General features: G+C 68.2%; 13 protein-coding genes. 7 read left to right on the plus strand and 6 right to left on the minus strand.

Features of this window, described 5'->3' with window-relative positions:
- The first annotated feature begins 107 nt into the window (after positions 1–107).
- A complete protein-coding gene (locus ACTJKF_RS04300; RefSeq protein ID WP_440622326.1) occupies positions 108–587 on the plus strand; it encodes a MarR family winged helix-turn-helix transcriptional regulator in 480 nt (159 codons plus the stop codon).
- Positions 584–1,831, plus strand: a complete 1,248-nt coding sequence (locus ACTJKF_RS04305) for an MFS transporter (RefSeq protein WP_440622327.1) — start codon at positions 584–586, stop codon at positions 1,829–1,831. Before ACTJKF_RS04300 ends, ACTJKF_RS04305 begins: the two co-directional genes overlap by 4 nt.
- Before the next feature lie 9 nt (positions 1,832–1,840).
- Here ACTJKF_RS04305 and ACTJKF_RS04310 read toward each other — a convergent pair whose 3' ends face one another.
- Complete coding sequence (locus ACTJKF_RS04310; protein WP_440622328.1) at positions 1,841–2,800, minus strand: LysR family transcriptional regulator; 960 nt, start codon at positions 2,798–2,800, stop codon at positions 1,841–1,843.
- A 105-nt stretch (positions 2,801–2,905) separates the two neighbouring features.
- Here ACTJKF_RS04310 and ACTJKF_RS04315 point away from each other — a divergent pair, with 105 nt between their 5' ends.
- Complete coding sequence (locus ACTJKF_RS04315) at positions 2,906–4,264, plus strand: aspartate aminotransferase family protein (RefSeq protein ID WP_440622329.1); 1,359 nt, start codon at positions 2,906–2,908, stop codon at positions 4,262–4,264.
- A 49-nt stretch (positions 4,265–4,313) separates the two neighbouring features.
- Entirely contained in the window at positions 4,314–5,831 is a 1,518-nt protein-coding gene (locus ACTJKF_RS04320; RefSeq protein ID WP_440622330.1) for a CoA-acylating methylmalonate-semialdehyde dehydrogenase, read from the plus strand.
- A 128-nt stretch (positions 5,832–5,959) separates the two neighbouring features.
- Here the strand turns inward: ACTJKF_RS04320 and ACTJKF_RS04325 are convergent, their stop codons facing one another.
- From ACTJKF_RS04325 to ACTJKF_RS04335, 3 genes are all read right to left on the minus strand, one after another.
- Positions 5,960–6,334, minus strand: a complete 375-nt coding sequence (locus ACTJKF_RS04325) for a COG4315 family predicted lipoprotein (protein ID WP_440622331.1) — start codon at positions 6,332–6,334, stop codon at positions 5,960–5,962.
- 344 nt (positions 6,335–6,678) lie between these two features.
- Positions 6,679–7,611, minus strand: coding sequence for an AEC family transporter (locus tag ACTJKF_RS04330; protein ID WP_440622332.1), 933 nt, complete (start codon positions 7,609–7,611; stop codon positions 6,679–6,681).
- A 158-nt stretch (positions 7,612–7,769) separates the two neighbouring features.
- Positions 7,770–8,654, minus strand: coding sequence for a LysR substrate-binding domain-containing protein (locus tag ACTJKF_RS04335; RefSeq protein WP_440622333.1), 885 nt, complete (start codon positions 8,652–8,654; stop codon positions 7,770–7,772).
- A gap of 381 nt (positions 8,655–9,035) precedes the next feature.
- Between ACTJKF_RS04335 and ACTJKF_RS04340 the strand changes: the two genes are divergently transcribed.
- Complete coding sequence (locus tag ACTJKF_RS04340) at positions 9,036–9,413, plus strand: nuclear transport factor 2 family protein (protein WP_440622334.1); 378 nt, start codon at positions 9,036–9,038, stop codon at positions 9,411–9,413.
- Between the two features lie 23 nt (positions 9,414–9,436).
- On the opposite strand, the gene ACTJKF_RS04345 is transcribed toward ACTJKF_RS04340, so the two are convergent.
- Positions 9,437–10,237: a helix-turn-helix transcriptional regulator gene (locus ACTJKF_RS04345; protein ID WP_440622335.1), complete on the minus strand. Its 801-nt coding sequence runs from the start codon at positions 10,235–10,237 to the stop codon at positions 9,437–9,439.
- 131 nt (positions 10,238–10,368) lie between these two features.
- Here ACTJKF_RS04345 and ACTJKF_RS04350 point away from each other — a divergent pair, with 131 nt between their 5' ends.
- Both ACTJKF_RS04350 and ACTJKF_RS04355 read left to right on the plus strand, forming a co-directional pair.
- On the plus strand, positions 10,369–11,775 hold the full coding sequence (locus ACTJKF_RS04350; protein ID WP_440622337.1) for an APC family permease: 1,407 nt from the start codon (positions 10,369–10,371) through the stop codon (positions 11,773–11,775).
- A 64-nt stretch (positions 11,776–11,839) separates the two neighbouring features.
- Positions 11,840–12,949: a P1 family peptidase gene (locus tag ACTJKF_RS04355; RefSeq protein WP_440622339.1), complete on the plus strand. Its 1,110-nt coding sequence runs from the start codon at positions 11,840–11,842 to the stop codon at positions 12,947–12,949.
- Positions 12,950–13,087: 138 nt separating this feature from the next.
- Here ACTJKF_RS04355 and ACTJKF_RS04360 read toward each other — a convergent pair whose 3' ends face one another.
- Complete coding sequence (locus tag ACTJKF_RS04360; RefSeq protein WP_440622340.1) at positions 13,088–13,300, minus strand: hypothetical protein; 213 nt, start codon at positions 13,298–13,300, stop codon at positions 13,088–13,090.
- Between the last annotated feature and the right edge of the window lie 143 nt (positions 13,301–13,443).

A 13,443-nucleotide genomic window follows, 5' to 3' on the forward strand; every position in this document is an offset into this window, starting at 1 on the left:
CGGGGGCGGAACGCCGGCCACGCCGCGCGATCGGTGAAGCATGCTTCATGCACGGATATCTACAGTCAAACTGTACAGTTTTGCTGTCGATCTGCTATCTTGAATTCATGAACACGCCCTCTTCGTCTCCCGACGCGCCGCACCTGGCCGGTCTCGCCGGCGAACTCCGCATCTCGGTCGCCAAGCTGATGCGGCGGATGCGCGAGCAAACCCGCCCGAACGACCTCACGTCCTCGCAGAAATCGGTGCTGCTGCGGCTCGATCGCGACGGCCCCGCGACCGTCTCCGCGCTCGCGCGTGCCGAAAGCGTGCGCCCGCAGTCGATGCGCATGACGGTGGCGACGCTCGAAGCGCTGGGCGCCGTCAGCGGCGCGCCGGATCCGACCGACGGCCGGCAGACGCTGATCGCGCTCACGCCCGCCTTCCGCAAGCGCCTGCAGGCGAACCGCGCGGCCAAGGACGACTGGCTGTTCCGCGCGCTGCATGCGCAGCTGTCGGCGCGGGAGCAGGCCGAACTCGCGTCGGCCGTGCAGTTGCTGCAGCGGCTCGCCGAATTCCAGGACGCCGCGCGCCCGGAGCGGCCATGAGCGTGCCGGCCGCGGGCGTGTTCCGCTCGCTCCGCAGTTTCAACTATCGCGTGTGGGCAGCCGGCGCGCTGGTGTCCAACGTCGGCACGTGGATCCAGCGCACCGCGCAGGACTGGCTGGTGCTCACGCAGCTCACGCATCACGATGCGTCGGCGGTCGGCATCGTGATGTCGCTGCAGTTCGGCCCGCAGTTGCTGCTGCTGCCGTGGACGGGTTATGCGGCCGACCGTTTCGACCAGCGCCGGCTGCTGATGACCACGCAGGCGCTGATGGGCGGTCTCGCGCTCGCGCTGGGGCTGCTGACGGTCACGGGCGTCGTGCAGCTGTGGCACGTCTATCTGTTCGCGTTCCTGTTCGGTTGCGCGTCGGCGTTCGATGCGCCGGTGCGGCAGACCTTCGTCGCGGAACTGGTCGGCGACCGCGAGCTCGCGAACGCGGTCGCGCTCAATTCGACGTCGTTCAATGCGGCGCGCATGATGGGGCCGGCGGCGGCCGGCTTCATCATCGCGTCGGTCGGCACCGGCTGGGCGTTCCTGCTCAACGGCGTGAGCTTCGTCGCGGTGCTCGCATCGCTGTCGCTGCTGCGCGCCGACGAGCTGCGCGAGAACGCGCGCGCCGGCCATACGCGGGGCAGCCTGCTCGACGGGTTCCGCTATGTATGGCATCGCGCCGACTTGAAGGCGACGCTCGCGATGCTGTTCCTGATCGGCACGTTCGGGCTGAATTTCCCGCTGTTCATCTCGACGATGGCAGCCGGCGTATTCCACGTCGATGCACGCGGCTTCGGCATCCTGTCGTCGATGATGGCGGTCGGCACGATCACGGGCGCACTGCTCGCGGCACGCCGCGAACGGCCGCTGTTCCGGCACTTGTGGATCGGCGCGACGGTGTTCGGCATCGGCTGCACGCTCGGCGCGATCGCGCCGAGCTACTGGCTGTTCGCGGCGGCGCTGGTGCTGACCGGGATCGCCGCGATGACGTTCACCACGTCGACCAATGCGCTGATGCAACTGTCGACCGAGCCGGCGATGCGCGGCCGCGTGATGGCGCTGCGCCTCGCGGTCGCGTTCGGCGGCACGCCGATCGGCGCACCCGTCGCGGGGTGGGTGGCGAACCACCTCGGCCCGCGCTGGGCACTCGGTGTCGGTGCGGCGTCCGGGTTCGCGGCCGCGCTGGTCGCCGTGTATTTCCGGATGCAGATGCGGCGCGAGCCGCAATCCGGCGGCGATGCCGGCGAACGCTGAGCCGAGCGGCTAGGCGTCGGCGCTGCCCGGTCGTGCCGCCGCATGCGCGGCTTCGAGGCACGACTGGAACAGCAGCGCCGCCCGTGACGGCCTGGGCGAGCGCCGCAGCAGGCTCACGAACCGGCAGCGGTAGTTGAACCGGTGCGGCGCGATCGGCTGCATCAGCCCCTTGTTTTCGAAACTCTCCGCGTAATGGTCGGGCAGGAAACCAAGATAGCGGCCCGACAGGATCAGCGTCGCGATCGATTCCTGGTCGGACGCGGTCGCGCTGCGCGTGAGCTTTGCGCGATGGCTCAGCTCCATGTTCGGCGAATGGAAGCCGAGCCCGGCGAACGCGTGGTTGCGGATCGTTGTCCACGTGAGCTTGCCGTGCGGCGCGTCGAACAGCGGATGCTCGCGGCCGCAATACAGCAGCATCCGCTCGTCGAACAGTTCCGAATACACGAGGCTGCCCGAGCTGCGGTGCGCGGGAATGATCCCGACCTGATAGCTGCCGTCGATGATCCCGCGCTCGACCTCGTTGATCGACGCGACATGCAGGTTCAGCGCGACATCGGGGGCTTCGTCCGCGAACTGGCGGATCGCATCGCCGAGCCGCGCGTTGGCGTTGGTGGCTGTCTTGTCGAACACCGCGACGTGCAGTTCTCCGCCCATCTTGTCGTGAATGCCATCAATCCTGCTGCGAAATGCTTCCATCGACGCAAGTAGCCGCAGCGTTTCCTCGTACACCGTCTGCCCCTCGACGGTCAGCGTGAAACCGGCGCGGCCACGCCGGCACAGCACGAGGCCGAGGCGCGTTTCCAGATCCTTCACGTGGCGGCTGATCGTCGAGATGCCGATATTCAGCTCGAGTTCGGCCGCCGCCATCCCGCCGCACTGCACGACGCCCTTGAAGACCCGCAGCAGGCGGAGATCCATGTCGCTGAGCTGCCCGAGCAGCGCGCGGCTCTTCGGTTTCTTTGCTTGCATAATTGCGCAAGTGAACATTGATATTGCGATATTCAAAAGACTAATTGGCGTCCCGACAATGCGCAACATCAACATAAGGAGGAGGGGCGCGCCGCGCCGACCGACATGACCGATACGACCATCGCCAAACAGCACGACGAGACGCATCTCCGCACCGACGCCGCGTGGCTCGACGCCCACTGGATGCCGTTCACGGCGAACCGCCAGTTCAAGTCCGACCCGCGCATGATCGTGTCGGCGAAGGACGCGTATTACACGGATGGCGAAGGCCGCAAGATATTCGACGGCCTGTCGGGCCTGTGGTGCACGGGCCTCGGTCACGGCCGCGCCGAAATCACGGAGGCCGTGAGCCGCCAGGTCGCGCAACTCGATTACGCGCCGGCATTCCAGTTCGGCCATCCGAAGTCGTTCGAACTCGCAAACAAGATCAAGGACCTGACGCCGGCCGGCCTCGACTACGTGTTCTTCACCGGCTCGGGCTCGGAAGCGGCCGACACGTCGCTGAAGATGGCTCGCGCTTACTGGCGCGCGAAGGGCAAGGGCACGAAGACGCGCCTGATCGGCCGCGAGAAGGGCTATCACGGCGTGAACTTCGGCGGGATCTCGGTCGGCGGGATCGGCGCGAACCGCAAGCTGTTCGGCCAGGGTCTCGACGCCGATTTCCTGCCGCACACGCAGCTCGCCGAGAACAAGTTCTCGCGCGGGATGCCCGAGAACGGCGTCGAGCTGGCCGATCGCCTGCTCGACCTGATCACGCTGCACGACGCATCGAACATCGCGGCCGTGATCGTCGAGCCGTTCTCCGGTTCGGCGGGCGTGGTCATCCCGCCGAAGGGCTATCTGAAGCGCCTGCGCGACATCTGTACCGCGCACGACATCCTGCTGATCTTCGACGAAGTCATCACGGGCTTCGGTCGTGCCGGCGCGATGACGGGCGCCGACGCATTCGGCGTGGTGCCGGACATCATGAACTTCGCGAAACAGGTGACGAACGGCGTGCAGCCGCTCGGCGGCGTGATCGCGACGAAGGAAATCTACGACACGTTCATGGCCGCGGGCGGCCCCGAGTACATGCTCGAGTTCCCGCACGGCTACACGTATTCGGCGCATCCGGTGGCGTGCGCGGCCGGTGTCGCGGCGCTCGACCTGCTCGTGAAGGACGACGCGGTGGCCCGCGTGCGCGATCTCGCGCCGCATTTCGAGGCGGCCGTGCACGGGTTGAAGGGCCAGCGCCACATCGCCGACATCCGCAACTACGGGCTGGCCGCCGGCCTGACGATCGCGGCGCTGCCGGGCGAGCCGGCACGGCGTCCGTACGAGATCGCGATGCGCTGCTGGGCGAAGGGTTTCTACGTGCGCTACGGCGGCGACACGATCCAGCTCGCGCCGCCGTTCATCTCCGAGAAGCGCGAGATCGACAATCTGGTCAACGCGCTGTCCGACGCACTGAACGAAGTGGATTGAGCCGCCGCTCGTCCCCCGCGATAACCGAATTCACGAAAGAGCCTCAACGATGAAACACGACAGCAACGTAACCTCCACCATTGGTCACCTGATCGACGGCAAGCGCGTCGACGGCGGCAGCCGCGTCCAGCCGGTATTCGATCCGGCCACCGGCGAATCGGACAAGAGCGTCGCGCTCGCCGACAAGCTGACCGTCGAAGCCGCGATCGCATCCGCGCAGGCCGCGTTCCCGGCGTGGCGCAACACGCCGCCGCTGAAGCGCGCCCGCGTGATGAGCCGCTTCAAGACGCTGCTCGAGGCGCATGCGGAAGAACTCTGCGCGCTGATCACCGCCGAGCACGGCAAGGTGCTCGCCGACGCGATGGGCGAGCTGCAGCGCGGGATCGAGAACGTCGAATACGCGACCTACGTGCCCGAGCTGCTGAAGGGCGAGCACAGCAAGAACGTCGGCCCCGCGATCGATTCGTGGAGCGAATTCCAGGCGCTGGGCGTCGCCGCCGGCATCACGCCGTTCAACTTCCCGGTGATGGTGCCGCTGTGGATGTGGCCGATGGCCGTCGCGTGCGGCAACACGTTCGTGCTGAAGCCGTCCGAGCGCACGCCGTCGTCGACGCTGCGCATGGCCGAGCTCGCGCTCGAAGCCGGCCTGCCGCCGGGCGTGCTGAACGTCGTGAATGGCGACAAGGAAGCGGTCGACACGATCCTGACCGACCCGCGCGTGAAGGCGGTGAGCTTCGTCGGCTCGACGCCGATCGCCGAATACATCTACTCGACCGGCTGCGCGCACGGCAAGCGCGTGCAGGCGCTCGGCGGCGCGAAGAACTTCGCGGTCGTGATGCCCGACGCCGACATCGGCAATGCGGTGAACGCGCTGATGGGCGCCGCGTACGGTTCGTGCGGCGAGCGCTGCATGGCGATCCCGCTGGTCGTCGCGATCGGCGATGAAACGGGCGACAAGGTGGTCGAAGGGTTGAAGGCCGAGATCGCGAAGATGAAGGTCGGTCCGGGCAACGGCGCCGGCGTCGACATGGGGCCGCTCGTCACGAAGCAGCATTTCGAGAAGGTGACGCGCTTCGTCGAAGCGGGTGTGGAAGCGGGGGCCACGCTCGTCGTCGATGGCCGCGGCGTGAAGGTCGACGGCCACGACGGCGGTTATTACCTCGGCCCGTGCCTGTTCGACAACGTGAAGCCCGGCATGCCGATCTATCAGCACGAGATCTTCGGGCCGGTGCTCGGCGTGATCCGCCTGAAGTCGCTCGACGACGCAATGGCGCTGATCGACGCGCACGAATACGGCAACGGCACGTGCCTGTTCACGCGCGACGGCGAAGCGGCGCGCTACTTCGGCGACAACATCCAGATCGGCATGGTGGGCATCAACGTGCCGCTGCCGGTGCCGGTCGCGTACCACTCGTTCGGCGGCTGGAAGCGCTCGCTGTTCGGCGACCTGCACGCGTACGGCCCGGATGCGGTGCGCTTCTACACGAAGCGCAAGACGATCACGCAGCGCTGGCCGTCGGCCGGCGTGCGCGAAGGCACGATGTTCAGCTTCCCGTCGAACCGCTGACGCGTGCGCCGGCCGCGGGCGCCGCAGCGCCGGCGCCGGGACCCACAGGCCCGCCCCGATCGGCGATCGAGGCGGGCCTTTTTACGCGTGCGGCGGCCGTGCCGGCGCGCAAGATGGGGAGGGAACGTTTACGGCGCGACGACGTGCCACACATTCCTGAAGTTGTCGCCGTTGCGGTCGCCCTGTTTCATGTCCTTCGAGAAGAAGTACAGGGGCTTGCCCTTGTACGCCCATTGCGGGCTGCCGTCGTCGCGCTTGACGATCGTGTACGGGCCCACCGGGACGTCGGTCGCGCTGGCCTTGTAGGGCGGCCAGAGGGATTCGCACTGACCCGAACATGCGCTGGTGCCAGCGTTGGGCTTGTCTTTGTCGAAGGCGTAGACGGTCATCCCGTTCGCGGCGACGAGCGCGCCGTTTTCGACTTTGGTGATCGAGCCTTGCGCCGAGGCCGAAACGGACGCCATGGCGAGCACGGCGGAACTGACGAGCAGCACGGCTTTCATGGATACCTCCTGGTAGTCCGGTGGGCGGCACAGTCGCGCGCACGGCCGGGCATGCGTGCGATTGCGAGGAATGGGGCCGGAACGCGGCGCCGGGGCCGCCGGTGCGGGCGACGCGAAGTCGATGGGCGGCGGAACGGGCCCGCATCATTCACCATAGGCGGTTTTTGGCGGGGCTGCTGGAAGAACCGGGGGCGTATCGGCGATGCGTATGTGTCGCGCAACGACATGGCAGCACGCCGAACACCGGCACCAGGTTGGTGAACACGGCGGCGCGCGACGGGCGGATTCAGGCCGGCTCGACGGCGTGACGGTGACGGTGGCGATCGAGCAGGCGTGCCGGGCCGTCAGCGAAACACCGGTGCCGACGCAAGCGTCGTCAGCACGACCGGCATCGCGAGCGCGGCCGCGATCGTCTGGAACGCGGTGATGCCGGCCATCAGCGGCGCGTCGCCACCAAGCTGGCGCGCCATGATGTACGACGAGGACGACGTCGGCAGCGCCTGGAACAGCAATGCGATGGTCAGCGCCGCATCGCCGAGCCCGAACAGGCGGCCGGCCGCGAGCGTGACGAGCGGCATCGCCATGAACTTGAACGCCGATGCGATGCACATCGGCTGCATCCATCCGCGTGCCGCGTCGAACTTCAGCGCCGCGCCCACGCACAGCAGGCCGAGCGGCATCGACGCCGCGCCCAGCGCGTGCACGGCCGGCTCGACGGCAGCCGGAAACGCCACGCCGGCGGCCTGCATCGCAATCCCGAGCGCACACCCGACGACGAGCGGATTCGACAGGATCTGACGCATGAGCGCCCAGGCGCCGAGCCGCGTGTCGCCGTAGCGGGCGAACACCAGCACGCACATCAGGTTCACGGTCGGCACGATCGCCGCGACGCACACGGCCGCGAGCGCGATCCCGTGCGCGCCGAACAGGCCGGCGGCGAGCGCCGTGCCGACATAGTTGTTGAAGCGCACCGCGCCCTGGAACACCGACGTGAAGCCGGCGCCGTCGACCGGCACGAAGCGGCGCACCAGCAGAAGCAGCGCTGCGACGAGCACGGTCGAACCGACCAGCGCCGCCGCCAGCGGTAAAACGGGCAGCGCGTGCAGCCGCGCATTCGCGAGACCGTCCGCGAACAGCGCGGGCAGCAGCACGTAGTAGCAGAGCCGCTCGGCGTGCGGCCAGAATGCCTCGGCGATGAAGCCCGTGCGCCGCAGGCCGTGGCCGAACGCGACCAGCAGCGCGACCGGCGCGAGCGCGAGCAGGATCGGGCCGATCATCGGCGCGCCGTCAGGTGGACCGGGCGTGGTGGTCGAGCCGGTCGGGAGGGCCGGCGGGCGAAGCAGCGGAACGACATGGCGGCACGCAATCGAAAGAGTGACGATGCCGCCAAGTTAACACGCTGATGCAGCAGGAATAATTGTTAATTATCGGGCATTCAATGAGAAATTCTCATTGATGACGCGGTGACTTCGGCGGCCAGCGCATGCGCGAAACGCTCGGCCGGACGCGACTGGTGTTCGAGCAGCACGACCGCGCGGCCCATTTGCGGCTGGCCGAACGGCAAGCGCGTGACGGGCGGCAGCCGCGCGAGCGTCGAGTCGGGGAGTGCGACGATCGCCGCGCCGAGTCCGCGCGCGACCATCCGTGCGATCGTCTCCGCGCTGTCGAGCACCATCTCCTCGCGCACCCGCACGCCGATGCGGCGCAGTTCGGCGGCGATCATCCGCCCGGCCCACGCCTGCGCGTCGAAGCGGATGAACGGCAGCGCTTCCAGCAACGTGCCCGCGTCGCGCCCCGCGTATTGCGGCGGCGCGAGCAGCCAGAAGCGGTCTTCGTACAGCGTGGTCCAGGTTAATTCGGCCGGATGCGGGCGCACCGGGCGCGTCGTGATTGCCGCGTCCAGTTCGCCGGCCGCGACGCGGTTCGCCAATTCGGCCGACATGCCGGCCGATACGTGCACGCGCAACGACGGATGCGCATCGCGCAGCGCGAGCAGCGCATCGGGCAGCGGGCCGGACAGCGCGGTCTGGATCGCGCCGATCCGCAAGCGGCCGACGAGCTTCTTCTCGTCGCTGAGCGCATCGGGAATCCGGTCGACCATCGCGAGCACCTGCTCGGCCTGCGCGACGAGGATGTTGCCGGCTTCCGTGAGCACCGGCTGCCGACGCGAACGGTCGAACAGCTGGACGTTGTATTCGCTTTCGAGCGCCTTGATCTGCAGGCTCACGGCGGACTGCGTGAGCCCGATCGCTTCGCCGGCGCGGGCGAAGGTCCGGTATCGGGCGATCGCGACCAGCGTTCTGAATGCGCGTAATGACATGGGCTCGATGAAGTGGGCGAACGGGCCGGCACGCGGATTGCTCGACGATGCCGGGGCGGCGCGGCGACGGCATGCCGTTCGGGGCATCGATGCGCGCCGAAGCGCACGCGTGCCGCGGCACGCTGGCGGACATCATGCCCGCGCATGCGGAAACGGGCAACCGCGGGACCGGGTGCCTGCGGCGGAACGCGCCGAGCGGCGCAGGCGGATTGTCGGCGCGGGTTTTCATGAATGGCACCGGGCCGCACGCACGCGCATATCTTGCGAACGCGGGATCGCGTGGTTGCGGCTCGTGCCGCACGTTCCTGTTCCCGTTTCAACGATGTCCCGGGACGACGCCGGCCGGCGTGTTCGTCCCGGTGCTTCGCGGAGGTAACGACGATGGCTGACGACCCCGGTGAAGTCGCGCGCGCGAGCTATCGCGCGTATGTCGACAAGGACCGCGATGCGATCGAAGCGCTGATCGCGCCGGACTTCCATTTCACGAGCCCGCTCGACAACCGGCTCGACCGCGCCGCGTATCTGGCGCGTTGCTGGCCGAACAGCGCGATGCTCGCAGGCTTCGAGTTCGTCGACGTTGTGGTGCACGGCGAATACGTGTTTGTCGTGTACGAAGCCGAAACGACGGCCGGCAGGCGGTTCCGGAACGCCGAGCGGTTGTGCGTGCGGGATGGTCGGCTCGTCGAGGCCGAGGTGTATTTCGGCTGGTACGTGCCGCACCCGGCGCCCGATGGCGGGTTCGTCGAAGCGGGCGGGTGAATGCACCGCCTGCATCGACGCGCTCAGCCCGCCGCATCTTCCCCCAGCGCCTGGATGAACCGAGAAAACAGCTCCGGCTGCGACGCAATCCCGAGCTTCGCGTAAAGATGCCGGCGATGCACCTTCACCGTCTCCGGTGAAATCGCCAGCCGCTCCGCGATCGCCTTCGACGAATTGCCGCGCAGCACCATTCTCGCGATCGACATCTCGCGATCGGTCAGCACGCCCGCACCGAAGCGCGCGAGCGCCTGCTCGACGCGCGCGCCGAGATCGTCGTCGGGCGTCGCGCGCGCGGTATCGCCCACCAGCCGCCAGTGCTGCCGGATCGCCGCGAGCACCCACGGCATCGCCGCCGTCAGCTTGCCGAGCGGCTCGACGTCGAAGCGCGTGGCCGCGCCGAGCGACAGCGACAGCAACAGGTCGGGGTTCGGCCGCAGCAGGATCTGGATTTCGTCGTCGCCGACCGCATCGCGGAAATAGCTCAGGAAATACTCGCTCTGCCGGAACAGGTCGGGCGCGACTTCCTCGAGCCGGTAGCAGCCGTCGGCGAGCCCGTCGTGCGCGGCCTGCAGAAACGGATCGAGCAGATATAACCCATTGAGGTAAAGCGGCACCGGCGACGCGCTGTCGGTGCCGCCCGTGTCGTACTCGTCGAGCACGAGCGGCACGCCGTCGCGGCCGATCGCGGTCGCGAGCGCGTTGTCGAACGGCACCATCTCGTTGAGCAGCAGCACCAGGAAGCGCCAGAAGCGCGGCTGGCCGAGATGATCGATCGCGCGGCCGAGCGCCTGGTGCATCGCGATTTCGGAGAAGAGTCGATCCATACCACCACCGGAAGGCGTAACACGAAGGGGGAATAGCGGTCCTGAATTTGGCTTCCTAGACTGCCACGCAATGATTCGGGCCCGAGTATGGGCGTTCAAAAAACCGCAGCAAAGGAGCACAGGAGAACGAAATGGCGATGATGTCGGAATCGACGGGCACGCTGCAAGCGGCACCTGTCACGGAAGACGCGCCGCGCGCGTTGTCGCGGACGCTCAGCGTGCGCGACGCGGTGATGATCACCGTGTCGGGCGTGACGCCCGCGAGCTCGATCTTCGTGATCGCGCCGTTCGCGATCCAGCAGGCCGGCAGCGGCGCGGTGCTGTCGTTCGTGCTCGGCGGCGTGCTCGCACTCGCGTTCGCGCTCTGCTACGCGGAACTCAGCGCCGCGCATCGCAGCGCGGGCGGCGAATACGTGATGGCCAAGCGCGTGTTCGGCACGCTGCCCGGCTATCTGACCTTCATCACGGTGCTGTCCGTCAGCGTGTTCATCCCGGCCGTGCTCGCGAGCGGTGCCGCGCCGTACCTGAACAACGCGCTCGGCACGCACTTCGGCAACCCGTCGGTCGCGCTGGCGATCGTGCTGCTCGGCTACGTGCTCGGGATGCTGAACATCAAGACGAACGCGTGGATCACGGGCGCGTTCCTCGTCGTCGAGATCGGCGTGCTGATGCTGATCGCGGGGCTCGGCTTCGGCTCCCCGCATCGCGGCGCCGACGTGCTGGTCGCGCCCGTCGTCGCGAGCGGCAATGCACTGGTGCCGGCCACGCTCGCGGCGATCGTGCCGGCGATCGGCACCGCGATCTTCTGCTACAACGGCTTCGGCTCCGCCGCGTATCTGGCGGAAGATCTGCGCGGCGGCAACCGCAACGTCGCGAAGGCGGTGATCTATTCGCTGCTGTTGATCCTCGTCGTCGAGCTGGTGCCGCTGACCGCGATCGTGCTCGGCGCGCCGTCGCTGACGGAACTCACGAAAAGCGCCGACCCGATCGGCTATGTCGTGCGGTCGCTGAGCAACCCGGTGATCTCGCGCGTGGTCAGCGGCGGGATCTTCCTGTCGGTGTTCAACGCGATCATCGCGATCGTGATCACGATGGGACGCCTGCTGTACAGCAGCGGCCGGCATGCGCTCTGGTCGCGACCCTGCAACCGCGCGTTCTCGACGATCCACCCGCGCTTCGAATCGCCGTGGCTCGCGACGCTCGCGCTGGCGGTGCCGTCCGCGGGGCTGGTGTTCGTGTCGAGCCTCGACGAGCTGACCGCGTTCACGGTCGACCTGCTGCTGCTGATCTACCTGGTCGTCGGGCTGGCCGCGCTGGCCAGCCGGCGCGTGCGTCGCGACGTCGAACATCACTACCGGATGCCGCTGTGGCCCGTGACGCCGCTCGTCGCGGTCGCGGGCGCCGCGTACACGCTCTACACGACGCTGGCGACGGCGACGAAGTCCACCGACCTGATCATCATCGGCGGGCTGCTGGTGGCCGCGCTCGTGATGTATCTGGCCTGGGCGCGCCACAGCGAAGCGTTCCGCGCGCTTTGAACGCCGCACCGACACCCTGCCATACCGAAACACCGAACCATTGAAGGACGGGAGGAACTGCATCATGCGCACGAGGGATCTCGGCATCCGCATCGGGCTCGGCACGCCGGGCCGCTTCAACGCGATCACGGACGTACCGGGCGTGCGGGTCGGCCATTGCACGCTGAACGTCGAGAACGGCGACGCGTCGATCCGCACCGGCGTCACCGTGATCGAGCCGCGCGCGGGCACCGCGCACGATTCGCCGTGCTTCGCGGGCGTTCACGTGCTGAACGGCAATGGCGACGCGACCGGGCTTGAATGGATCCGCGAAGCCGGCCTGCTGACGACACCGATCGCCTATACGAACACGCACAGCGTCGGCGCGGTGCGCGATGCGCTGGTCGCGAACGAACGCGAAGCGGCGGCCGGCCGCGTGTACTGGTGCATGCCGGTCGTGATGGAAACCTACGACGGCCTGCTCAACGACATCTGGGGGCAGCACGTGAGCGCCGCGCACGTGCAGCGCGCGCTGGCCGCCGCGCAGTCGGGGCCGGTCGCGGAAGGCGGCGTCGGCGGCGGCACGGGCATGATCTGCCACGAGTTCAAGGGCGGTATCGGCACCGCGTCGCGGGTAGTCGCGGCCGACGCGGGCGGCTGGACCGTCGGCGCGCTCGTGCAGGCGAACCACGGCGTGCGCGAGATGCTGCGCGTGGCCGGCTACCCGGTCGGTGAAGTGTTGCGGCACGTGCATTCGCCGTTTCGCGCGGCCGCGGCGCAAGGCGAGGCCGGGATGGGCTCGATCGTCGTCACGCTCGCGACCGACGCGCCGCTGCTGCCGCATCAATGCACGCGCCTCGCGCAGCGTGCGAGCGTCGGGCTGGCCCGCGTCGGCGGCGGCACCGAGGATTCGAGCGGCGACATCTTCCTGGCGTTCGCTACCGGCAACGACAGGCTGCCGGCCGCGAACTACGGCAGCAAGGGCGTGCCGACGACCGGCGTGAAGATGGTCAACAACGACCATATCTCCGCGCTGTTCGTCGCGGCGGCGGAAGCGGTGGAGGAAGCGATCGTCAATGCGCTGGTCGCGGGGGGCGAGGTCGCATCGCGCGGCGCGCGGGTCGAAGGGCTGGGGCAGGCGCGCTTGCTGGATGCGTTGCGCGAAGTGGGGTGGCGGCCGGGGCGCGGCGCCTGAAACGGCATGCGCCGCTTCACTCGAAGCGGCGTGGCGGGCAGTGTCGTTGCGGCGAGCGGCCGGCGCGTCGGGCGCGTGCGCATGCGATGCGGGCGATGCGCGCGCGTCGGGCCTGGCCGTGACGACGCGGTGTCATGCTCAGTTGCCGAAGTAGACGTTGCAGAAGCTGACGGGGCCGACGCATGCGTTCGGTTCGTCCTGCTTCGATTGCGAACGATCGACGCGGCCGGCTGCCTGGACGGCTTCGGCGCGGTTCGCCGGTTGTTGCGCGAGGTCGGCAGGTGCGGACTGGGCGTGCGCGACAGCGGCGGCGAGCGACAGGGCAACGAGGGCGAGGTGCAGCGGCTTCATTTCGGTTTCTCCTGGGTCAGTGCCAGTCTCGCTGGCAGTGAGGAAACTATAGGTGCGCACTGCTTAAAGATTAATCATCGCGGGTGCAGAGCTTATTTCCAATCGGAACAAGGATCACGTTGCGTACGCATCGATCCGGATCG

The organism is Burkholderia sp. 22313, assembly GCF_052045245.1.
Classification (GTDB): Bacteria; Pseudomonadota; Gammaproteobacteria; order Burkholderiales; family Burkholderiaceae; genus Burkholderia.